We start from the raw sequence: 22108 nt of genomic DNA, 5'->3' as shown, positions 1-22108 counted from the left end.
GCATATGGTTATGCGAATTGGTGATTTTTACCGGCCCCGTTCCTTCGGCATGATCCACGTCCTTTGTGTCCGGCCGGATTTCTTTCATGTTCGTAGACCTGCGCCAACTCAGGCATTTCATTGCGCTGGTCGAGTGCCGCAATTTCACCCAGGCAGCGCAAAGCTCCAACATTTCCCAATCAGCCTTCAGCCGTAGCATCCAGGCGCTGGAGCAAAGCGTTGGCGCACGCCTGATCGACCGTAACCGTAACCTGGAGCCGACCCGCAAGGGACTGGTGGTGCTCGAGCACGCGCGGCGCCTGATCGGTAACGCGCAGGAACTGGTCAACGACGTCAGCCAGTTCAACGAGCGCGAAGAAGTGGAGATGCGTTTTGCCTGCGGTCCAGCCCCCGCTGCCTGGTTGATGCCGCAGGCGGTTGGCTTGTTCACCCAGCGCCTGCCCAAGGTGCGCCTGCATTTCCAGGTGGATAACTGGCAGGCCCTGGGCCAGCGCCTGCTGAGCGATGATTTCGAGTTCATCATTGCCGACAGTCGCTACTTCGAGTTCAACCCGGACTACCAGGTGCAGAATCTCAGCCAGCACCGTTGGGCGTTCTGCTGCCGCAGCGGCCACCCGCTGGCGGCGCAGGAGCGGGTCACGGTGGAGCAGATGCTCCGCTACCCGATTGCCGGCACGGTGCGCCCGCCCAACCTGCGCAAGGCGCTGGTCGAACTCAGCGGACGGCCCGATTTCAAGACTGGCATCGAGTGTGAGAACGGCTACAGCCTGGTGCCCGTCGTGCTCAACTCCGATGCCATCGGCACCACCAGTGCCAGCCCGTGCAACCCTCACCTCGCCGATGGCAGCCTGGTCTTGCTCGATGTCGAGGGGCTGGATCAGCAGGCCGAAGAGTTCTTCACCCACTACGGCATCATCAGCCGTGCGGGGTTTCGTTTGTCCTATGCGGCACAGACGTTGATGGAGTGTTTCCTGGAGGCCGACCGCGAGTTGCAGGCGCGTGATCGGCAGGCCCGTGAGGTTTGAGTCGGCTGCGATTCTGGCCCTGGCGCTGCTGAGTGCTCCTGCATTGGCTACAGGGACTTTCGAGGAGGTAGAGGTGGCGCCACGACCGGTGGCATCGACAGCCTACCCATTGAGCTTCCCTGCTGGCGTGCGTGGTTTGCCTGGGCTGATCTATGTGAGCAGGGAAGGGCTTCGCCCGCTGACCCTGGATCTGTACCTGCCAGCAGAATCCGAAAAGCCCCGGCCGTTGCTGGTGTTCGTGCACGGCGGCGGTTGGTCGGCAGGTAATACCCGAACGAGTGGCGCGCTGGCGCGTTTTCCCGAGGTGCTGGCGCGCTTTGCCGCTGCGGGTTACGGGGTCGCTTCGGTCGAGTACCGACTGAGCGGCGAGGCGACGTTTCCGGCCGCGCTGGACGATCTGCATGCGGCGCAGCGATGGTTGCATGAACACGCTGACGAGTACGCCATCGATCCTGATCGCGTGGCGTTCTGGGGCGTTTCCGCAGGCGCTCATTTGGCGGCCTTGGCGGCGTTCGAGGCGCAGTCGCGAGTTTCAGCTTTCGTGGGGTGGTTCGGCATCTATGATCTGCCTGCCTTGCTCGCAACACAGGGATATCCCGATATCGCCAGCGCCACCGGGCATATGCTCGGTTGTGAAACAGCCTGCTCGGCAGCCGTCTTGCAGGATGCCAGCCCGGTCTTGTGGGCGACTGCCGAGGCGCCAGCCACGCTGTTGATTCATGGTGATGCAGACCGCGTCGTGCCATTCGATCAATCGCGGCGCCTGGCCGAGCGCTTGAGTGCCTTGCAGGTGCCTGTGGTTCTGAAAAAAGTTCCAGGCGTTAGCCACAGCTTCGTCGCACCCATGTTCGAGAACACCCAGCGCTACAACCGCGAATCGCTGCAGGCCACGTTGCAGTTCCTCGATAGCCATCTGAAACGGTGATGATCAGATCCGGATCTGTTGCCGCTTTGGATTGAATGGCTGCATCGAGGCAATTGCGGACGTTCGTTATTCCTCCGTCATTCCCGCGAAGGCGGGAACCCAGAAGCGCCTTCTATTTGGGCTCCCGCCTTCGCGGGAGTGACGGTTAATAATCTTGAACGGCCGCTTCTGCCTCAGCGCTGCCTGCTTGAAAGGCTCCGCCCTTGCAATGGCGTGGACCATCAGGTCCGCGTCACCCTGAAGTCCGAGATCGCCTGGCGCGAGAGCACCGAGCGCAAGCCAAAGTGTCCGGATCGAGGGGCTGAGTGGTGGCGAGCCTGGAAGAAGCGCTCGCCATCGACCCAGAAGGACGTATCCGTTGCCGTCATGTCGATCCGAATGGCGTAGTCGTGATTGGCCCGTAACAGGTGCGCCGCATCCAGGTACTCGCCAAGCATGTGCCGTTCGCCGCTGCCGTCGTAGCGGCGAAAACGCGTGGTGCTGTTGCCGTTGCCGCCGAAGCCGACGTAGTACAGGTCGAGGTCGTCGTAGGCTTCCAGCACGCCGTCGCGGGTGAACAATTCAGCGTTGCGCGGATCGCGGGCGGCCCAGAACTGGTTGAAGTCGGAGAGGCGGTCGTTGGCGCCTTCGGCCAGCAGTACGCGACGCTTGAATTCGATGCGGTAGTCGCCTTCGAGCGCTTCGTTCAGCCACACGGTGACCCCCGCAGGGCTGTCGATCAGCAATTGATTGCCCTCGACCCAGACCTTGGTGGCGGGATGTTGCGCTTCGATTGTCCAGCGTGACGGCGACAGCGCGTGGAAGTCGTCTTCGAGCAGAAGCTGGGGGCGGGAGCCGTGGTCGGCTAGCCCCGCCGAGAGCGATCGGTTGGTCATGCACGCAATTCTCTGAGGATGGAGTTCATGGCTGGGGCGGCTCGTGGGCTGCCCCTTCAATTCGACGGTGGCGGCCCCGCCAGGGCGAGCAGGGCAATGGCGGTGAGGCCCCATTGCGCCACGGCGTTGGTCGACAGGTTGGCGTTGGCTGTGCTGCCCGAGCGTTGGTCGATCACCGAGACCGGTTCCGCTTCGTCGACAGGCCGCAGGACCTGGGGCGGCAGGACGCGCCGGGTCGTGCGGTTGGGTTTGGGAATACCACCCAGGCCGGTGACGAACTCGCGCCAGGCCCGCTGGCGCAGGGCCGGGTCGTGTTGGCGGTAGGCGGCGAAGGCGGTCAGGCGCGCGTGGGCCTGGGTCAGGTTGGTCGCAGGCAGCGCCTGGCCAAGGACCTGGCGCTGCTCTTCGGCGCTGCCGTTGTACAGGCGGCAGTAATCCAGCCAGGCGCGTTCGAAACCGGCATCCGGCAGCACCTGCAGCAACTCGGCGCAGATTTCCGCGAGGCCGAATACGGCACTCAGGTGCAGCACGTAGAGCTTGCCGCTGTCGTTGCGGCGGAAAGCGCCGCTGTCGATGTGCATGTCCGCCTCGCCGGTGAAGAACCCGTGGGGCTGGGCGGCGATGGAGGTCATGCCATTGAGCAGGCGCTGGCGGATCTTCGTGTCGCCGGTGCGTTCCCACTCGGTCAACCAGGCTGCCGCCACGGCGCCGAAGTCGATGCCGAAGAACAGGTTGACGTAGGCTGGATCGCTCGGCGCGACCTGGCCGATCTTGCGCGCCGGGACGATGTCGCGCAGGGTGCGCAAGGCTTCCACCTGTTCACGCAGCAGCTCGCCGGTACGCTCGTCGGCAGTGAGGTAGTAGAGGAAGCGTCGGTTGGCGGCGGTGGACACACGCAGTTGCTTGGCGCTGTCGCCCCAATGCCGCACGTTGTGCCGCGAGCCGAGCGGGGCGAAGGGGCCGAGGTGATGCACGTCGACTTCGCCGGTGTGCCGGGTCATCGCCTCGGCCATGCGGAACACGTCGGCGCGACCGCTGCGCAGGAAGTAGTACCAGAGCCACAGGTCGGTACTCAGCTCGGAGTTGTCCCAGGCATAGCCGCCCACGTCGTAGCGCCAGACATGGCGGTCGCCGTCGTAGGTGTGCATGACGTCGCCGTAGTCCCAGAACCCGTACCAGCGCCGCTGTTCGATTTCGCCGTGGTAGAAATCGAAGTACCAGGCCAGTTGCCGCTCCTGCTCGTCTTCGCCGGGGCGCACTGGCGACCAGCCGGGGCCGAACACGCCTGCGGCATGCAGGCGCTGGGGCGTGGCGATCAGCAGTGGCGGTTGGGCGATACGCTCGGCGATGGCCAGCAGGCGTTCGGCCGATGGCGTGGCGTCGAGCACCTCCAGTTGCAACTCACTGGTGCGCGCCACGCCGAGTGCCGTGGCGAAGCCGGGCTCGTAGTCTTCGTAAGTGATCTCCAGGGCCTGGCGCTGTTTCTCATGACTGTCCTGGCCAAGGCCGTCGTGAATGGCGCGCATGTCCATCGGTTCGGCCTGGGGCGACCACAGCCAGAGGGTGACCTGAGCGCGCTCGCTGTGGGCGTTGTCGATGTCCAGTTGCGCCGGATAGCTCTGCCAGAAATTGCGGATGCCGAACGCCACGCCGCCCTTTGGCGTGCCGAGGTAGCCGGTGCCTGCCGCGCGACCGCCACTGGCGGCGTGCAGCCAACCCTGGCCGGCGTGGGTACGTTTGGCGATGCTGAACGCATCGCTGTGTGCCTGCACCAGGCGATAGCTGCCGAAGGCGGGAATGTAGTCGAGGCCGGAGGCCACGGGCTCGGTCAGTTCCGGCACGGCCTGGCCGGCCAGTTGCGCTGCGATCACGCCCGGTCCCGGATCACGGCGCAGCCCGCTGAGGCCACGCACGGCCTCGGCGAACAGGCCGCCCTCTTCGTCGACGAAACGCACATGGCGGTCATGCAGCGGCGCCTCCAGCGGCACATCGAAGGTCAGGCCAAGGCCCTTGATGAAGTCCTTCTCGCTGCCGTCATAGACGAGGGTATGCAGGATGCGCAAGGCGCTGGAGCCGGCATGGAAATACAGGCGCACGATGAAGGGCAAGAGTGTGCTGCCATCCTCCGCGCGGTGTTCGCCGCGCAGGGTGAGCAGGGCGCGGGCCGGGCCGTTCTGCTCGACTTCGGCGCTGTTCACCTGGCTGCGGTAGCGGCGTGTGCTGATGCTGCCGTCGTCTGGATCGTTCTGCACCAGCAGGGTCAGCGCGCCGTTCTCCAGCGCTGGCTGGCCGTCGCGCAGGATGCGTTCGATCAGCAGTGGCCCGCCACGCGGCACCGTGCAACGCAGCGTGCCGGTATCGATGTGGAAGGCGTTTGCCGTAGCGCTGAGCAGATCACGGCCCTGGCGTCTGCCTGGACGAACCGGATGCAGGCGATAGCGTTCGCTGACGCCTGCCTGTGGCGCCAGGGCATGGCCGCTCCACTTCAGCGAGCCGTCCGGCCAGCGCGCCAGCGGCCAGCTTTGCAATGGCTGGCGACGGCCGTCGGCATCGCTCAGTTCGAAGGCGCTGTCGCCCGGCACCTGGCCCTGGGGCCAGGGCGTGCCCCAGGTGACCCCGGCGAACGCCCTCGGCAGCTTGCCATCGAGCCAGTGCAGTTCGGTGCCCGTGGGCGCACGCACACCGGCAATGCCATCGTCGGCCAGGGCAGCGCCACCCAGCAGTGGCATGGCCAGCGGCGCGAGGCCGGCGATCTGCACGAAATGGCGGCGAGTCAGGGGCAGTTCGTTCATCGTTCGCTCACTTAGAAGTCGTAGCCGAGGGTCACGCCCAGGGTGCGCGGTTCGCCCTTGTTACCGTAGACCTCGCCGTAGCTGCCCGCGCTGAGGGTGCGGTAGTAGGTCTTGTTCAGGGCGTTGTTCAGCCACAGCGAAGCGTTCCAGCGCCCGTCGTTGTATTGGCCGCTGAGGCCGGTGGACAGGTTGAGCAGGCCGTAGCCAGGGATACGCGTGAAGCGCGAGTTCTCGACTGTTCCGTAGGCCCAGCTGCGGTAGCTCCAGCGGGCCGAGACGAAGGCATCGAGACCGTCGCCCAGGCCCCACTCGTAGCGGCTGGTCAGGTTGTAGGTGACCTTGGGCGAGCGGAACACCCGTTCGCCGCTGAGGTCGCAGGTCGCCGGGGCGTTGCCGGCCAGGGTCACTTCCGCCGGGCAGCGGCCGTTGCTGAATTCCATGTAGCGGGCGTCGAGCAGGGTGCCGTTGAGGCCTACGGTGAGGCCGTCGATGGGGCGGACGGTCAGGTCGGCGGCGACGCCGCGCGAGCGGATGGTGCCGGCGTTGATCAGGTACGAGGTCTGGAATTCCTCGTCGTAGGCGGTGGTCTGGAAGCTGTCGATCTTGGAGTAGAACAGCGCGGCATCGAAGCTCACGCGCTGGTCGAGCCAGTTGCTCTTGATGCCGATCTCGGCGCTACGGGTCTGTTCCGGGTCGATGAACAGGCTGTCGTAGCCGGCGCGGCCAGCGGCGCCGGAGGAGATGTTCAGGCCGCCGGCCTTCTCGCCGTAGGCCAGGGTCAGGTAACCCTGCAGGTTGGGCTGGAACCAGTAGCTGAAGTTGAGCAGGCCGGCGGGCAGGGTGTTGTACTGCTTGAGGTTGCCGGAGTTGAAATCGTTGCGGTTGACGCGCACGAAGGAGCCGGACTTTTCCTGGTAGGTGGCGCGTACGCCTGCCGTCACATCGAGGCGATCGGTGGCGTGCCAGGTGCCTTGGGTGAACAGCGAGAAGACGTTCTCGTCGATCTCGCCCCAGCGCTGCACCAGCTTGCCGTTGAGTGCGCTGTTGCCGTACCAGGTCGTCGCCTGGGCGTTGTTGGCGTAGTTATCGTGGGCGTAGGTGTCGAGGTTCTCGCCGAAGTACAGGGCGCCGATGGCGTAGTCGAAGTGTTCGCCGCGTGGCGAGTCGAGGCGTACTTCCTGGGACCAGATGCGGTCGCGCACGTCCGCGCCACTGTCGGCGTACAGCGGGATGTCGAGGGTGTCGGTGGTGCTCGGCTTGTAGCCGAAATAACGGAAGGCGGTGGTCGAGCGCAGGTTGTAGCCATTGGCCAGGGACCAGTTGGCCTCGGCGGAAACGCCACCCTGCTGCAGGCGGGTGTGGTTCTCGTCGTCGGTATTGACGCCGCCCACTACGGGGTTCGCCCCGGCGGTGCGGGCGCGGTTGAGGAACAGGTCGACGCCGTTGATCGGGTTGGCCGATTCCAGCACCGACACCGGGTCGTTGCGCGCGTCGTTGTAGTCGGCGATCAGGCGCAGGCTGAAGTCGTCGTTCGGCACCCAGTAGAGTTGACCGCGCACGCCGTCCTGGATGCTGCCGCCCAGTTCATGGCCGGAATCCTGGTTCTTCACGTAGCCGCCACGCTCGGTGTGGGAGAAGTTGATGCGCCCGGCCAGGGTTTCGCTCAACGGGCCGGAGAGCATGCCCTGGGTCTGGGTGTAGCCGCGCTGGCCGAAGGACTGCTTGAACGAGCCCTCGGGCTCGAAGGTCGGCTTGCGCGTGCGGATGTCGATGGCGCCGCCGGTGGTGCTGTAGCCGTAGATGGTGCCTTGCGGGCCGGCCAGGACGGTGGCGCTGTCGATGTCCAGCAGGTCGTTGGAGAGCATGCCGGGGCGGCTCAGGTAAACGTTGTCGAGGAACAGGCCGACGCTGCTGGGCATGCCGATGTTGATCTCGGTGCCGCCGCCGTCACCGATGCCACGGATGGTCAGGCGGGTGTCGTACGGGTCGACGATGGCCACGTCCAGGCCGGGGGCCAGTTGCGGCAGATCTTCCAGGCGCTGGATGCCTTGCTGTTCGAGTTCCTTGCCGTCGATGGCGGTGGACGAACTCGGCGTTTTCTGTGGGTCGATGGCGCGATCGGCCTCGACCCGCACGGTCTTGAGACGGTTTTCCTCGGCGGCCTGGGTACTTTCCGCGGCGGGCAGGAGGGTCGGTAGCAGGGCCAGGCCGATCAGCCAGGTGGAGTGGGACACTTTCATGGACGATTCCTCGATGCGCAATGAGCCACTGGCCGCCGGGTCGGCCTGGCGGTGGAGATGGCGATTGGAGTGTTGGCTGTTTAGGGTTGGGCGGTGACCGCTCGCTCTTCGCGGCGTAGGCGGTCGAGAAATTCCGGGGCGAGCCATTGGCCGACGTCGACCGGGCGGCGGATCAGCCCGGCCTCCCGCGCGGCGCTGGCGGCCCGTTCGAGATTGGCGACGAAGTGCGGGTCCAGGGCTGGCGAGAGCAGCTCGGCAAGGTCCTGGTCGCCCAGTTCCTCGCGGATCAGGCTTTGTGGATAACCGCTCTGCTGCTCCTGCAGGACGATATAGGCCTCGCGGTTCTGCGCGGCCCATCGTGCGGCGTCGCTCTGTACCTGCAGCAGGCGCTGGAGCAGTTCGGGATGCTGGTCGATGAACGCCTGGGTGGCCAGGACCAGGCCGCTCAGTTGGCCTGCGTTGCCCTCGGTCTGCTTGGTCGACACCGGCAATTCGGCGAGGCCGCGTTGCTTCAAGGCCAGGGCATTGTTGCCGCCCCAGGTGGCGTCGATGTGCCCGGCGGCCAACGCCGCGGTGGAGGCGGCGAAGTCGAGGTTGACCACTTTCAGGTCGCGCTCGCTCAGGTTGGCGGTGCGCAAGGCGTTGATGAACGACAGTTGCGCGGCGGTGCCACGGAACAGGCCGACGCGCTTGCCGCGCAGGTCATCCAGGCTGTGGATATCCGCTCCCGGACGTACCGCCAGGTAGTGGTTGACGCCACGGGCGGCGGCAGCCACCACGCGGGTATCCAGCCCACCGGACTTGCCGACGATGCTGGCCAGGTCGCCGAGGTAGGCGATGTCCACCTGGCCGTTGGCGAAGGCCTCGTTGATCAGCGGGCCAGCGCCCTTGATGAACACCCACTCGACCTCGACGTCATCCTTGGCGAAGGCCTGCTCCAGCAGGCGCTGGCCATGCAGTACATCGACCAGGCCGCCACCGGCCGGCGTCTTGCTGGAACCGATGTCCGACACCGCGATGCGAATCTGCGTCGCCGCCTGGACCGGCAACGCCATGCAGCAGGCGACGGCCAGCAGGCAAAGGCGGGAACGGATCGGACGGGGCAGGCGCGGCAGGTTCATCGTGGCTTACTCATGGTGGATTCGAGGCGGGCATGGGCCCGGCAGGCGCACCTTCGATGAAAACCGGACCTTTCAATAAATATTAAAAAATTAGATTTTTGAGTCTATATGGAATAAGCGAGTGGCCGCGCGGGTTGCAGCGATCATGCGCGGCCAGCAAAAAAACTATGAAGAGAACGCATTGGGCAGGGGTAACGGAAGGTCGCAAGATTTGCCGTCCAATCGCCCGTCCGGCGTGAAGCGCACCATGACCTGCAACCATTCGATCAACTACCGGCTGCTGCTCGCCGTCGCTGGCGCACACATGCTCAACGACCTGCTGCAAGCCTTGCTGCCGTCGTTCTACCCCCTGCTGAAAAGCCAGCATCAGCTGAGCTATACCGAACTGGGGCTGATCAGCTTCGCCTTTCACCTGACCGGCTCGCTGTGCCAGCCATTGGTGGGCTGGCTGGGCGACCGCAAGCCGCTGGCGCGTTGGCTGCCGCTGGCCATGGTCGCCAGTGGCATCGGCCTGCTGCTGTTGCTGAGCGGGGCGAGTTTCGCGGTGCTGTTCACGGCGGCCGCGTTGATCGGGGTCGGCTCGGCGATCTTCCATCCTGAAGCCTCGCGACTGACCCGCAGTGCCTCGGCCGGGCGTTTCGGCCTAGCGCAATCGATCTTCCAACTGGGCGGCAACCTGGGCTCGGCACTTGGCCCGTTGCTGGTTTCGTTGTGGATCATCCCGCTGGGGCTGGCGCATGCCTCCTGGTTGCTGGCGCTGCCAGTGCTCGGTGCTGCCTGGTTGCTGTTCATCACCCGGCGCCTGCCGGCGTCGCAGAGGCCGCCGCGCGCGGCTGGCGTGGCGCCCGCTGGTGGGCGAGTGGTGAGGCTGATGGCGATTCTCGGTGTGTTGCTGCTGTCCAAGTACGTCTACCTGGCGGCGATGGCCAACTACTACAGCTTCTATCTGCTGGAGCGCTTCGGCATGGATATGGCCCAGGCGCAGTTGCAGTTGTTCGTGTTCCTCGCGGCGATTGCCGTCGGCAGCCTGCTCGGCGGGCCATTGTGCGACCGCCTGGGCAATCGCCCGGTGATTCTGCTGTCGATCTTCGGCAGCGCGCCGCTGACCCTGATGCTGCCGCATGTCGGCGAGACGCTGTGCCTGGTGCTGGGCGGCCTGATCGGCCTGCTGATGGCTTCGGCCTTCGCCGCCATTCTGGTCTACGCCCAGGCGCTGTTGCCCCAGCGCATCGGCCTGGTCACCGGCTTGTTCTTCGGCCTCAGTTTCGGCGTCAGCGGCATCGCGGCCTCGGCGCTTGGGGTGCTGGCCGACAGCCATGGCATCGCCTGGGTTTTCCAGGCCTGTGCCTGCCTGCCGTTACTCGGCGCGCTCGCCTTCCTGTTGCCCGGCGAGTCGCGCCCATTGCCCGCGGCGGCTCAGGTTGCGCGCTGAGGTTTGGGCGTCAGCCGTGATGCCAGCAGGTCGAGCGACCAGCAGAAGATGAAATAGACCACGGCGACGAACAGGAAGATTTCCGTGGGATGCACCATCACCCGGTTGCTCACCTGGGTGGCGACGAACGACAGCTCGCCGACGCCGATCACGTAGGCCAGCGAGGTGTCCTTGATCAGCGAAATCCAGGCATTGAGGAACGACGGCAGCATGATCGGCAGCGCCTGCGGCAGGATGATCAGCGTCAGCACCTGCACCGGGCGCATGCCCAGCGCGCGGGCGGCCGCCCACTGGCCGGCCGGCAGGCTCTGGATGCCGGCGTGCACCGAATAGGCGAGGTAGGCGCCGCCGATCAGCGACAGCGCGCAGACCACGGTGGCCAACGCCGGCACATCGACCTTGAACAGCACCGGCAGCAGGAAGTAGCTCCAGAAGATCAGCATCAGCACGGGGATCGCGCGGAAGAAACCGAGTACCGCCACCAGGGCCAGGCGTGGTTTTTTCGGCAAGGTACTGAGAGCGATACCGAGGGCCAGGCCAAGCACGCCGGCGATGATTCCCGAGAGCAATGACAACAGCAGCGTCAGCGCGGCGCCGCCGAGCGGGCCGTCCGGATAGGCACCGAGCATCAGGTAGGCGAAATTGTCCTGGATGACCGTGAAGTCCATGGCTCAGGCGCCTCCCTGGCGATAACGCTTGCTGTGCTGGATCACCTGGCCGACCACCTCGATCAGCGCGATGGCGAGGATGTACAGCAGGGTGGCGATGCCGAAGGCCTGGAAGGTCTTGAAGGTTTCCGTCTCGACCTGGCGCGAGGCGTAGGACAACTCGGCGAGGCCGATGGCCATGGCCAGGGAGGTGTTCTTCAATGCGTTCATGTACTGTCCGAGCAGCGGCGGCAGCGCGGTGCGCAGCGCTTGTGGCATCACTATGTAGCGCCACACCTGGCTGTCGCGCAGGCCGAGGGCCATGCCGGCCTGGCGCTGCTGCGGGCGCACCGAGGCGATGCCGGCGCGCAACTCTTCGGCGACGAAGGCGCTGGTGTACAGCGTCACGCCCCAGGCCCCGGCGATGAACTCGAAGGACGGCCATTCGATCTGCCAACTGCCCAGTTCCAGGCTGTGCGGCATGTTCAGCCAGCTCACCAGGCTTTCCGGGAGCAGCGAGGGCACGCCGAAGTACCAGAAGAACAATTGCACCAGCAGCGGCGTGTTGCGCAGCGCCGAGAGGTAGCCGCGCGCCGGCCAGGTCAGCCAGCGCGAACGCGAAACACGGGCGATGGCGACCAGGGCACCGATCCCGGTGGCCAATACACAGACCAGAAGCGACAGGCCAAGTGTGAGGACGAAACCATCCAGCAGCCACTGGAGGTAACGCGGAGCGAGCAGTTCACCGAACATCGAAAACGGTCCATCCGAAAACGACAAGGCGCGCATCCATACAGGCATGCGCGCCAGAGTTGTATGGCGATAGGATTAGCAGGCCGTTGAAAAACGTAGGCGAGGCAGGATTACCAACGCAGGTAGTTTTTCAACAGCCTGTCAGCTCTTGTCGCCGATCTTGAACAGGCGGGCCAGCGGGGTCTTGGTGTCCGGGCCGAACCAGGTGTCGTAGATCTTCTGCGCCTGGCCGTCGGCTTCGAGTTCGCGCAGGGTCTGGTTGACCACCTCGGTCAGCGCGGTCTCGCCCTTGGGAATGCCGACGCCGATCAGGTCATCGGAAATGGTGAAGGCCGGCACCTCGTACTTGTCCTTGTCCGGCACGTTGGCCAGCAGGCCGATCAGCTTGGGGCCGTCCTGGGTGATGGCCTGCACCTGGCCGTTGCGCAGGGCGGTGAAGGCGAACGGCGTGTCGTCATAGGCGACCACTTTGGCGCCGGGGAATTTCTCGCGCAGCACGCCTTCGTTGACCGTGCCCTTGTCGACGCCGACGCGCCATTTGTTCAGGTCTTCCGGCGCCTTCAGGGTGCCTTTCTTGACGATGAACTGCTGGCCCGAGGAGAAGTACGGGATGCTGAAATTGACCTGTTCGGCGCGCTCCGGGGTGATGGTGAAGTTGGCCAGCACCAGGTCGACCTTGTTGGCCACCAGCAGCGGTACGCGGTTGGCCGGGTTGGTCGGTTGCAGTTGCAGCTTCACCCCCAGCTTGGCGGCGATGGCCTTGGCGTAGTCGACGTCCAGGCCTTCGATCTGCTTGCTCTTGGCATCGACGAAACCGAAGGGCGGGTTGCTGTCGAAGGCGGCGACGCGCAGCACGCCGGCTTGCTTGATGTCTGCGAGGCGGTCGGCATGGGCCAGCCCGGACAGGACGGCGAGGGTGAGGGCGGTGATGGCAGTGAGTTTGTGCATGGGCTTGCGGCTCCTGATGGAGTCCTCGTGACGAGGCTCCGTTCTATGAGGGGCGGACGAGACCAGGTGAGGTCGCATCCGCCGAGGCCAGGAGGGTGGCTCGCTGGCAGGCCGATTCTGGCGGGAGTGCCGGGTTATAGGGAAAGAACGATTTCATCCATTTAATCGCTCTGTGGAATAAGAGCTTGTTTAGTTGTTCCGGCGATGAATAAAGCCCCGGGCCTACAAGACATGGCCTTCCACCTCGGCGCGGATGGCATCGGCGGACAGGTCGGGGATCAGCGTCTGGATGAAGGCGATGGCATAGCCGCGCAGGAAGGTGCCACGGCGCACCGCGATGCTGGCGATGTTCGGCGGGATCAGGTTGCCCTGGTTGAGGCAGATGATGCCCTTGTCGCGTTCGGGGTTGAAGGCCATTTCCGCGACGATGCCGATGCCCAGGCCCAGTTCGACGTAGGTCTTGATCACGTCGGAGTCGATGGCGGTGAGCACGATGTTCGGCGTCACGCCCTGGTCGTAGAAGGCCTGGTTGATCCGCCCGCGACCGGTCATGCCTTCTTCGTAGGTGATGATCGGATAGGCGGCGATGTCTACCAGTGAAGGGTTCTCGACCTGGGTCAGCGGATGGCCGACCGGCACCACCACGCGGTGCCACCAGCTGTAGGCCTTGAACAGGGCGAAGTCGGATTGCTTGGACAGCGACTCGGTGGCGAAGCCCAGGTCGGCGCGGCCGTCGCGGATCATCTCGACGATCTGCGCGGGCGAGGTCTGGTGCAGCGCCAGCTTCACATTGGGAAAGGCCTCGCGAAACGCGGCGACGGCGTTGGGCAGGCGGTAGCGCGACTGGGCGTGGGTGCTGGCCACCGTGAGGCGCCCGCTGGCGAATCCCAGGTATTCGTCGGCGGCGTCCTTGAGGTTGTCCTTTTCCACCAGGATGCGCTCGATGATCCGCGCGATGTCGCGTCCCGGTGCGGTGAGCCCCGTCAGGCGCTTGCCGTGGCGCTCGAAGATCGCCACGCCCAGTTCCTCCTCCAGCTCGCGCAGCTGACGGGATACGCCGGACTGGGACGTGCACAGCACATCGGCGGCCTCGGTGAGATTGAACCCTTTGCGGATAGCTTCACGGACCGAACGCAATTGCTGGAAATTCATGATTGTGCTTCCTCGATAGGCCCCGGCCTCCTGACAGCGGCGAAATCGCACAGCGGTACGGGGCTGGTTCGGAGAGCATGATAAGAAATGCGACTAAGCGCTTGAAGTTATAAATGATTATTTTGTTATTTCTTTAGTGTATATGAGCGCGAGCATCCGCCGCCCGTCCCGCGAGGAAGGCGATGAACACCGGGATCAGCACGAAGAACACGCTCTGCAATCCCAGCCAGTGGCCGAGCGCGCCGCCCAGGACACTGCCCGCCAGGCCGCCTGCCGGGCCGACGAAGGTGGTCAGTCCGGCGATACGCCCTTGCCCGCGGCGCTCGCCAGCCTTGGCGAACCAGGTGATGTTGACGATCTGCAGCATGCCCAGGCCGAGCCCCAGGGCGATGGCCCCGCCCCACAGGCCCCAGGCGCTGCTGCTCAGACCGAGGGCGAAGAGCGCGCCGGCGATGACGAGGCAGGCGCAGCGGGAGAAGGATTGCTCGTCCATGCGCCAGGCCAGGCTGCCCATGCCCAGCAGGGCGAGCACGTAGCTGGTGCCCTGGGCGGAAATCAGCCCGGCGGCGGCCGCATGTTCGAAATGAAACGACTGGATGGCGATGACCACGATGAAAAAGCTGAAGAACTGATTGGCGCCCTGGATGCAGAACTCGCGCAGGCAGGCATGGCGCAACAGCAGGTCGTGACGCAGCAGGGCGACCTGTGCCTTCAACTCGTCCAGGCTCAGGGTGCGTACGTGCTGGCTGGGGCGCTGGTAGCGGCGCAGGATGCCGGGGGCCAGCAGGACCAGGAGGAAGAAGGTGGCGCCGATGGTCAGGTAGCTGCCGGCGAAACCGACGCTGTCGAGCAGCCAGGCGGCGGCCATCGGGCCGAGCAGCAGCATGCCGACCATGTGCGTGGCGCGGAACCAGCCGGCCATGCCGACACCGACCCGACCGATCTGCTGCATGAACATGGCGCTGAGCGACACGATGCGCAGCGGCATGAAGCAACTGATCAGCAGGATGGTCAGGCACAGCAGGGCGGCCGAATCGACCAGGGGCATCAGCAGGTACAGCGCGCCGCTGCACAAGGTGCCGATGGTGAACAGGCGCAGCGGCCCGTACTGGTCGACCAGCACGCCCGCTGGCAGGCTCATCAGCAGGATGCCGACGCTCTGGGCCCCGGCGATCAGGCCGAGCTGGGTGGCGTCGGCTTCCAGGGCGATGGCGTACAGCGACAGGATCACCTTGGCCACGCCGACGCTGAGCCCGGCCAGGGCATTCAGGCCGAGGAATCCGAGGAGCAGGCTGCGTTGGTTGATCAGGTCATGGCTGGCGAGAGCATGCTCGTTGCTCACCAGGTCAGGCTCCAGGTACTCGGGCTGGATTGCACGGCGGCGACGGCGGCAATGCCCGGCGCTTCGGAGAAGTCCTCCATCACATCGTCGCGGATCGCGGTGAACAACGGGTTCGCCCGGTCTCGCGGACGCGGCAGCGGCACCTCGACCACGCGCCTGATACGGCCGGGGCGTGGCTCCATGACCACCACGCGATCACCGAGGAACACCGCCTCTTCGACGTCGTGGGTGACCATGATCGCGGTGATCCCTTCCTGCAGCAGGATGTTCTGCAACTCGCGCTGAAGGTGGCTGCGGGTCAGGGCATCGAGGGCGCCGAAGGGTTCGTCGAGGAGGAGGATTTCCGGGCGGCTGACCAGTGCCCGGGCGATGGCGACCCGTTGGCTCATGCCCCCGGATAGCTGCGACGGGTAGGCGTTTTCGAAGCCCTTAAGGCCGACCATGTCGATGTGGGTTTCGATCAACTGGCGTTTCTCGATGGCCGGCAGCTCGGCGTTGAGCAGGCTGATGCCGATGTTTTCGGCAACCGTGAGCCAGGGGAACAGGCGGTGTTCCTGGAACACGATGCCGCGCTCCAGGCTGGTGCCCGAGATCGCCGAGCCGTCGACCAGGATGTCGCCCTGGTAGTCGTCCTCCAGGCCGACGATCAGGCGCAGCAGGGTCGACTTGCCGCAACCGCTGGAGCCGACGACGCTGATGAACTCGCCGGGGCGGATGCTCAGGTCGATGTTTTCGAGGACGGTGATCGGGCGGTTTTCCACCAAGTAGCGCTTTTGCAGATGACGAATTTCCAGAGCGGCAGCATGGGACATGGTGCTCATCCTCGAACAGGTGAGAAAAAAGAGTGAAGGCGGCTCATGACGGCGTACGCCAGCGCAGCAGGTGGCGTTCCAGGGCCTTGGCCAGGATGTCCAGGACGAAGCCGACCGTGCCGACCAGGACGATGCCCAGCAGCATCTGGCCGACGCGGTATTCCGCGCGGCTCTCCATCAGCAGTACGCCCAGGCCGGCGCCGGAACCGAGCAGGTACTCGGCGCCGAGCGTTGCCAGCCAGGCGAACATCAGGGCCAGGTAGAAACCGTTGAAAATCGACGGCAGGGCGGCGGGCAGTACCAGGCGGGTGAACATCTGCGTGCGCGAGAAGCCGCTGACCCGAGCGACATCGGCCAGCTCGCGGGGTACGCCGCTGACGCCTTCGAAGCTGTTGAGCAGCACCGGGAAGAAGGCCGCCCAGGCGATGAACGCCAGCTTGCTGCCTTCGCCGAAACCGAACCACAGCGACAGCAGCGGCAGCCAGGCGAACAGAGAGACCTGCTTGATCGAGTGCAGGGTCAGGCCGAAGAAGCGTTCCGTGCGGCGCGATACGCCCAGCAGCACGCCGAACAGCAAACCCAGGCTGGCACCGATCACCAGGCCGGCGGCGCCACGCAACAGGCTTTGCCACAGTGCGCTCAGCAGCGCATTGGCGGTCTGCGGGTCGAAGGCGGCATCCAGCACCTTGCCGGGCGCGACGAACAGCGTGGTCTGTGTCCAGTCGAAGGCATAGGCGGCCCACCAGCCGACGAGCAACAGTACGGGGAGCGTCAGGCCGCGACGCAGGCGGCGCAAGGCGATTGCAGGCATGAGTGGACCTCAGGAAAAAGCGGGCCGACGCCAGCGCAGGATGCGTTTTTCGATCAGGGCCAGGCCCAGGTCGAGGAGAAAACCGATGACCCCGATGGCGGCAACGGCCACCAGCATGACGTCCAGTTGGTACAACTGACGGCTATCGACCATGAGGAAGCCGAGGCCTTCCGAGGACGCCAGCAGTTCGACCACCACCAGGGCCAGCCAGCTCTTGGTCAAGGCATAACGCACGCTGCTCCACACCGACGGAAAGGCGGCCGGGGCGATCACGCGCCAGAGCAACTGGCGCCTGCTGAAACCGTACAGTTGGCCGACCTCGATCAAGCCCTTCGGCACGCCACGGATGGCATTGCAGGTGTTCAACGCCACCGGCAGCAGGGCCGCCTGGGCCACCAGCACGGCCTTCAGGGTTTCGCCGATGCCGAGGAAGATCATCAGCAGCGGCAGCCAGCCCAGCAGCGGCACATAGGCGACGATGCGGATCAGCGGGTAGAGGTAGTCGCTGGCGCGTTCGGAGAGGCCCATGCTCACGCCAAGGGTCAGGCCGATGACGCCACCGAGGGCGAAACCGAGCAGCACCCGTTGCAGGCTGACCCACACATGCTCGAGCAACAGGCCGCTGTCGAGCATGTCCAGGGCGGTGTCCAGTACCGCGTCGGGGCCGGGCAAGACCTGGGAGGCGACCAGCTCGAAACGTGCGCTCAGCCACCAGGCCACTATCAGGCCGACCGGCAACAGCCAGGGCCAGGCGAAGTACGCCGCCTGGCCGGCGAGCCGGCGCCAGGCAATGCCTGGCAGTGACGTGCTTGAGGTGGACACGAGAACGCGGCTCATGCTGGGTCCGGCACCTTGATCGGGTTGCCCTGGGCATCCAGCTCAGGCCAGTAGTGCTCCAGGTGCAGGTCCTTCAGCGCCTTGTCGAGGAAGCTGTGGTCCATCCACTGATCGAGGTCGAAGTCCTTGCCGCGCAGCAGTTTCAGCTCCTTGGCCAGGCGATAGGTGTCGTGGTACTGGGCCACCAGGAACGGATCGAACAGGGGGCTGGCGCGCTGTTTCCACGGGCGTGTGCCGCTGTCTTCGCGAATCGCATCCTGCAGGCGGAAGCTCCACCAGGGGCCGTAGACCTGTTCTTTGTTGGCTTCATCCGAGCCCCACTGGGCGGCGCGCACCAGGACCTTGACGATCCGCGCGGTGGTGTCCGGGTAGCGGCTGGCGAAGTCGTCCCGCACGATCAGGCCGGTCTGGGCCGTGGCGTGGGTGTCGCGGTCGCGGGTGGTGTAGAGAATCCGTGCGCTGCCGTTGTCGCGCAACAGCAGCAGTTCGGCGCCGCCGAACACCGCATCGACGTCGCCGGTGCCCAGGGCGCTGCCGGAGGTGGCGGCGTCGAGACTGACCTGGCGCACGTCGCGCTCGCTCAGGCCGTTGGCGGCGAGGATACGGATCACTTGCAGGTGGATGTAGTTGCCGCGCAGGTAGGCGACCCGCTTGCCCTTGAGGTCCTGGATCGACTGGATCGGCGAATCCGCTTCCACCGCCAGGTAGGCGTTGCTGAATTTGCTCACCGGCAGGATGTAGCGTGTCTTGCTCCCGGCGGAGCGACCGATCAGCGAGATCAGGTCGCCCTGGCCGGCGAAATCCAGTTGGTTGCTGGCCAGCGCCTCGCCGACCATCGGCACGGTGTTGAGACCGATGAATTTGAAGTTGACGTCGTCGTTCTTGAACTCTTCCTGGAACAGGCCACGGGCATGCGCGATGCCGAGCAGGCCCCAGCCCCAGTAGTCCTTGCCGGGCGAGGCGAGAGCGGGGCCGCCAAGGCGGATTTCCTTCGGCGGGGTTTCCGCGATGGCCAGGGTCGAGGCCAGGCACAACAGGCCCACGACCAGGGCACGCAACGAGAATAGGGCTTTCACTGCACACTCCTGATCAGGTCGGGTTGTTCGCGGACGATGCTCTGGTACAACGGTTGGAAGTTCAGCCAGCCAGAGTAGGGGCTGAAGCGTTCGGCACTCTTGCGCGCATGCTCTTCTTCCATGGTCAGGGTCGAGCCCATGGATTCGGCGGCGATCTGCGACTGGCAGACCTTCTCCAGGGAAATGAACAGGTAGGCGGTTTCGTCGACGCTCTGGCCGACGGTGAGCAGGCCGTGGTTCTTCAGCAGCAGCGCACGGTTGCCTTCGAGTGCATCGGCGAGCAGGTCGCCTTCACCGTTGGCGTGGCTGTCGTAGATCGCGTGCTTGCCGAAGAACACCGCCGACTCGGCGCTGGCTGGCGGGATCAGGCGGCCGTTGGTGGTCCAGGTGCGCCCGTACAGCGAATGCACATGGGCGATGGAGGCGATATCCGGGCGGCGGGTGAAGATCGCCGAATGCAGCGGAATACCGCCTGGATGCGGATAGCCGTCGCCTTCCACCAGATCGCCGTCGAGGTCGATCAGCAGCAGGTCGCTGTCGGTGATCAGGTTGAAGCTGAGGCCGAACGGGTTCATCCAGAAGTGCTCCGGGTTCTCCGGGTCGCGCACCGAGATATGGCCCATCACGCCTTCGTCATAGCCGAGCTTGCCGAAGATGCGAAAGGCGGCGGCGAGCTTGTGTTTGCGATGAGCGCGCTCTTCCTCGAGCGTGGCGAACACCGGCGGCTGCGGCTTGGGATAGCTCATGGCCTTGTGGAAGCGCCGCTCGATATCGGACTGCGGGGCGTTGCTCATGCCTGTTTCCTCTCGCCGAGCCGACGTGCCGCCGCATAGCGGTTCTCGGGAAAGTCGAGGCCGAGGTTGCCGCGAAAGGTCGCGGACTCGTACTCGGTGCGGAACAGACCGCGTTCCTGCAGGATTGGAATCACCTTGTCGATGAAGCGCTGGGTCAGCTTGTAGTTGCCGAAGACGATGAAGCCATCGACCACCGGCTGCTCGAACAGCGTCTGCAACTTGTCGGCGATCTGCACGGCGGTGCCGACGAAGGCGCCGCGCGGATTGGCGGCGCGCAGGGCGAGCTGGCGCAGGGTCAGGTTTTCCTCGCGGGCGATGCGCTTGTAGTACTCGGCGGTGGAACGGAAGCTGTCCTTGCCGATGTCGCCGAGGTCGGGCAGCGGCTCGTCGAGGGGGAACTGGGAAAAGTCGAAGAAACTGAAGTAGCGGCTCAGGTATTTCACCGCGAAGTCGATGTCGATGTATTGCAGCGACTCTTGGTACAACTGCTCGGCTTCTTCCTCGGTGTCGCCGACGATGGGGCCGATGGAGGGCAGGATCAGCACCTGCTCCGGGTCGCGCCCGTAGCTTTGCACCCGGCGCTTGATGTCCTGGTACTGGTTCTGCGCTTCGCTCAAATCGCCGCTGCCGATGCTGGAAAAGTCGGAGAAGATCGCATCGGCATAGCGCGCGGCCAGGTCGCGGCCGGCATCCGAGGCGCCGGCCTGGAACTGCACCGGGCGGCCCTGGGGCGAGCGCTCGATGTTCAGCGGGCCCTGTACGGAGAAGAATTCGCCGACGTGATCGAGGGTGTGCATCTTGTCCAGGTCGGCGTACTGGTTGGTCTCGCGGTTGCGCACGAAGGCGTCGTCTTCCCAGGAATCCCACAGGCCGTTGACCACGCCGACGTACTCCTGGGCGATGCGGTAGCGCAGGGCATGGTCGTGCAGCTTGTCGTGGCCGTGGTTCTTGGCCACGCCTTCCAGGGCCGAGGTCACCGCGTTCCAGCCGGCGCGGCCATTGCTGATCTTGTCCAGCGAGGCCAGTTGGCGGGCGGTGGTGAAGGGTTCGCTGTAGGACGTGGTCATGGTGCCGACCAGGCCGATGCGTTCGGTTACCGCCGCCACGGCGGACAGTGCGCTGACCGGCTCCAGGCGGCTGAGGAACGGCCAGGTGGCATCCTTGGTGATGTAGGCGGAGTCGGCGATGAAGGCGAAGTCGAACTTGGCCGCCTCGCCCAACTGGGCGAGCCTGATGTAGCTGCGGATGTCGGCGGCGGCACCGTCCGCTATCTGCGGATCACGCCAGTGGCCGCCGCCTCCCTGGATGCCGATGCCGAAGCGGATGGTGCGTTTGTCGGTACGTGCCATGGCGTTTGTCCTGCAGGTTGGGCAGCGACCGGGATGGGGGGGACGGCGCTGCGGATGTCTGTTTCATGGCGGCTGTCCTGTGCAGGGTGAGCGCGGTTGGCGACCCCAGGCTACGAAAGTGCCCAGGGTTCTGGAATCGATAAATTCAGGCTTTCTTATGCAGAAAAGTGGCAAGGATTTGCCGCTGAAGAGCCTAAAAGTTATCACCAGCGACGGCGATCTCTAAATACGAAGAGGTTTTGCTGTTATTCCCGATTTACACCGCGGCCTGTGCGCGAGTGATAAGGCCGTCCAGCAGGTTGCTGCCGAAGTCCCAGTCGCCGAGGTTCGAGGCCGCGCCGAGGTGGCCGTGGGCCCCGGCGATTTCCAGGCGCGCACCCCAGGCTTCGGCGAATTGCCGGGCGCGGGGCAGGGTGACTTTCGGATCGTCGGTGCTGGCCACCACGATGGTTTCGAAGGGCAGCGCCTGTTGCGGGATGGGCGCGAAGCCACGGGTGCCTTCGGGGTAGTCGGGGGCTTCGACGTCGCTCGGGGCGACCAGCAGCGCGCCTTTCACCGGGCCTTGGTGCAGGCTGGCCCAATGGACGACCAGGCTCACCGACAGCGAATGGGCGACCAGCACCACGGGCGTATCGTCTTCGCTGATGGTGGCCTGCAGGGCGGCTACCCAGTCGTCGCGGTCGGGGTTCTGCCATTCCTGTTGCAACACGCGGCGGTAGGATGGATTGCGCTTCTCCCAATGCGTCTGCCAATGCCCGTCTCCCGAATTGCCACGACCCGGAAGGAGCAGAACACGTACATCTGTCATCTTGGTTTCCTCTGACGCTGGTGGGTGAGGGCGATGCCAACCATCACGCCTCACGGGTGTGTGGGTTCAGGGCATGCTAGGGGAGCGGGAGAGGTGGACGAACCGATTTAAAGTGCTTTGCAAAGTCAGTTCGCGCATAAGCCTTCGTCCGCGCGGACGAAGGTTCAAAAGGGGACTTGGAACCTGTTCACGATCTCAGATCGGCTCTTCAGGCAGCGTTGAGGCAGGAGCGGACGTTCGGGCGATGAGCATTATTACGCGGTGTGTTTAGCCGTCATTCCCGCGCAGGCGGGAACCCAGAAGCGCTTTTTTATTTGGGTTCCCGCCTGCGCGGGAATGACGGAGGAATAACGAATGTCCGCTGTTGCC

19 protein-coding genes are annotated in these 22108 nt (G+C 65.0%); 3 read left to right on the top strand and 16 right to left on the bottom strand.

The genetic code is table 11. The features are described from left to right. The first annotated feature begins 86 nt into the window (after positions 1–86). Together ACSZPK_RS22665 and ACSZPK_RS22660 are read left to right on the top strand one after the other, a co-directional pair. On the top strand, positions 87–1025 hold the full coding sequence (locus ACSZPK_RS22665; protein WP_437883858.1) for a LysR family transcriptional regulator: 939 nt from the start codon (positions 87–89) through the stop codon (positions 1023–1025). A 73-nt stretch (positions 1026–1098) separates the two neighbouring features. After that, on the top strand, positions 1099–1950 hold the full coding sequence (locus ACSZPK_RS22660; RefSeq protein WP_437883857.1) for an alpha/beta fold hydrolase: 852 nt from the start codon (positions 1099–1101) through the stop codon (positions 1948–1950). Positions 1951–2171: 221 nt separating this feature from the next. On the opposite strand, the gene ACSZPK_RS22655 is transcribed toward ACSZPK_RS22660, so the two are convergent. From ACSZPK_RS22655 to ACSZPK_RS22640, 4 genes are all read right to left on the bottom strand, one after another. Then, complete coding sequence (locus tag ACSZPK_RS22655; RefSeq protein ID WP_437883856.1) at positions 2172–2825, bottom strand: DUF6250 domain-containing protein; 654 nt, start codon at positions 2823–2825, stop codon at positions 2172–2174. A gap of 56 nt (positions 2826–2881) precedes the next feature. Next, positions 2882–5617, bottom strand: coding sequence for a Tat pathway signal sequence domain protein (locus ACSZPK_RS22650; protein ID WP_437883855.1), 2736 nt, complete (start codon positions 5615–5617; stop codon positions 2882–2884). 11 nt (positions 5618–5628) lie between these two features. Beyond that, complete coding sequence (locus ACSZPK_RS22645; protein ID WP_437883854.1) at positions 5629–7857, bottom strand: TonB-dependent receptor; 2229 nt, start codon at positions 7855–7857, stop codon at positions 5629–5631. 80 nt (positions 7858–7937) lie between these two features. Next, the gene (locus tag ACSZPK_RS22640) at positions 7938–8978 is read right to left on the bottom strand and encodes an ABC transporter substrate-binding protein (RefSeq protein WP_437883853.1); all 1041 of its coding nucleotides are present in this window, start codon (positions 8976–8978) and stop codon (positions 7938–7940) included. Positions 8979–9225: 247 nt separating this feature from the next. Here ACSZPK_RS22640 and ACSZPK_RS22635 point away from each other — a divergent pair, with 247 nt between their 5' ends. After that, the gene (locus tag ACSZPK_RS22635) at positions 9226–10410 is read left to right on the top strand and encodes an MFS transporter (protein ID WP_437883852.1); all 1185 of its coding nucleotides are present in this window, start codon (positions 9226–9228) and stop codon (positions 10408–10410) included. Here ACSZPK_RS22635 and ACSZPK_RS22630 read toward each other — a convergent pair. The 12 genes from ACSZPK_RS22630 to ACSZPK_RS22575 form a co-directional block, all read right to left on the bottom strand. Beyond that, on the bottom strand, positions 10395–11078 hold the full coding sequence (locus ACSZPK_RS22630) for an amino acid ABC transporter permease (RefSeq protein ID WP_437883851.1): 684 nt from the start codon (positions 11076–11078) through the stop codon (positions 10395–10397). The genes ACSZPK_RS22635 and ACSZPK_RS22630 overlap by 16 nt on opposite strands. A 3-nt stretch (positions 11079–11081) precedes the next feature. Then, the gene (locus tag ACSZPK_RS22625; RefSeq protein WP_437883850.1) at positions 11082–11810 is read right to left on the bottom strand and encodes an amino acid ABC transporter permease; all 729 of its coding nucleotides are present in this window, start codon (positions 11808–11810) and stop codon (positions 11082–11084) included. 141 nt (positions 11811–11951) lie between these two features. Further along, positions 11952–12758, bottom strand: coding sequence for an ABC transporter substrate-binding protein (locus ACSZPK_RS22620; protein ID WP_437883849.1), 807 nt, complete (start codon positions 12756–12758; stop codon positions 11952–11954). Positions 12759–12980: 222 nt separating this feature from the next. Further along, the gene (locus ACSZPK_RS22615; protein ID WP_437883848.1) at positions 12981–13910 is read right to left on the bottom strand and encodes a LysR substrate-binding domain-containing protein; all 930 of its coding nucleotides are present in this window, start codon (positions 13908–13910) and stop codon (positions 12981–12983) included. 133 nt (positions 13911–14043) lie between these two features. Beyond that, the gene (locus tag ACSZPK_RS22610) at positions 14044–15252 is read right to left on the bottom strand and encodes an MFS transporter (RefSeq protein ID WP_437883847.1); all 1209 of its coding nucleotides are present in this window, start codon (positions 15250–15252) and stop codon (positions 14044–14046) included. Beyond that, positions 15249–16064: an ABC transporter ATP-binding protein gene (locus tag ACSZPK_RS22605; protein WP_437883846.1), complete on the bottom strand. Its 816-nt coding sequence runs from the start codon at positions 16062–16064 to the stop codon at positions 15249–15251. Before ACSZPK_RS22605 ends, ACSZPK_RS22610 begins: the two co-directional genes overlap by 4 nt. A gap of 43 nt (positions 16065–16107) precedes the next feature. Beyond that, complete coding sequence (locus ACSZPK_RS22600; RefSeq protein WP_437883845.1) at positions 16108–16875, bottom strand: ABC transporter permease; 768 nt, start codon at positions 16873–16875, stop codon at positions 16108–16110. Positions 16876–16884: 9 nt separating this feature from the next. Continuing rightward, positions 16885–17712, bottom strand: coding sequence for an ABC transporter permease (locus ACSZPK_RS22595; protein WP_437883844.1), 828 nt, complete (start codon positions 17710–17712; stop codon positions 16885–16887). Then, the gene (locus ACSZPK_RS22590) at positions 17709–18788 is read right to left on the bottom strand and encodes an ABC transporter substrate-binding protein (RefSeq protein ID WP_437883843.1); all 1080 of its coding nucleotides are present in this window, start codon (positions 18786–18788) and stop codon (positions 17709–17711) included. The genes ACSZPK_RS22595 and ACSZPK_RS22590 overlap by 4 nt, the downstream gene beginning before the upstream one ends. After that, positions 18785–19582, bottom strand: a complete 798-nt coding sequence (locus tag ACSZPK_RS22585) for a class II aldolase/adducin family protein (protein WP_437883842.1) — start codon at positions 19580–19582, stop codon at positions 18785–18787. Before ACSZPK_RS22585 ends, ACSZPK_RS22590 begins: the two co-directional genes overlap by 4 nt. Beyond that, complete coding sequence (locus tag ACSZPK_RS22580) at positions 19579–20931, bottom strand: LLM class flavin-dependent oxidoreductase (protein WP_437883841.1); 1353 nt, start codon at positions 20929–20931, stop codon at positions 19579–19581. Before ACSZPK_RS22580 ends, ACSZPK_RS22585 begins: the two co-directional genes overlap by 4 nt. Before the next feature lie 256 nt (positions 20932–21187). Then, the gene (locus tag ACSZPK_RS22575; protein ID WP_437883840.1) at positions 21188–21739 is read right to left on the bottom strand and encodes an RBBP9/YdeN family alpha/beta hydrolase; all 552 of its coding nucleotides are present in this window, start codon (positions 21737–21739) and stop codon (positions 21188–21190) included. Positions 21740–22108 lie beyond the last annotated feature (369 nt).

The sequence above is a fragment of the Pseudomonas sp. LRF_L74 genome (assembly GCF_965644255.1).
GTDB lineage: Bacteria > Pseudomonadota > Gammaproteobacteria > Pseudomonadales > Pseudomonadaceae > Aquipseudomonas.
This window is presented reverse-complemented; position numbering and strand designations above follow the sequence as displayed.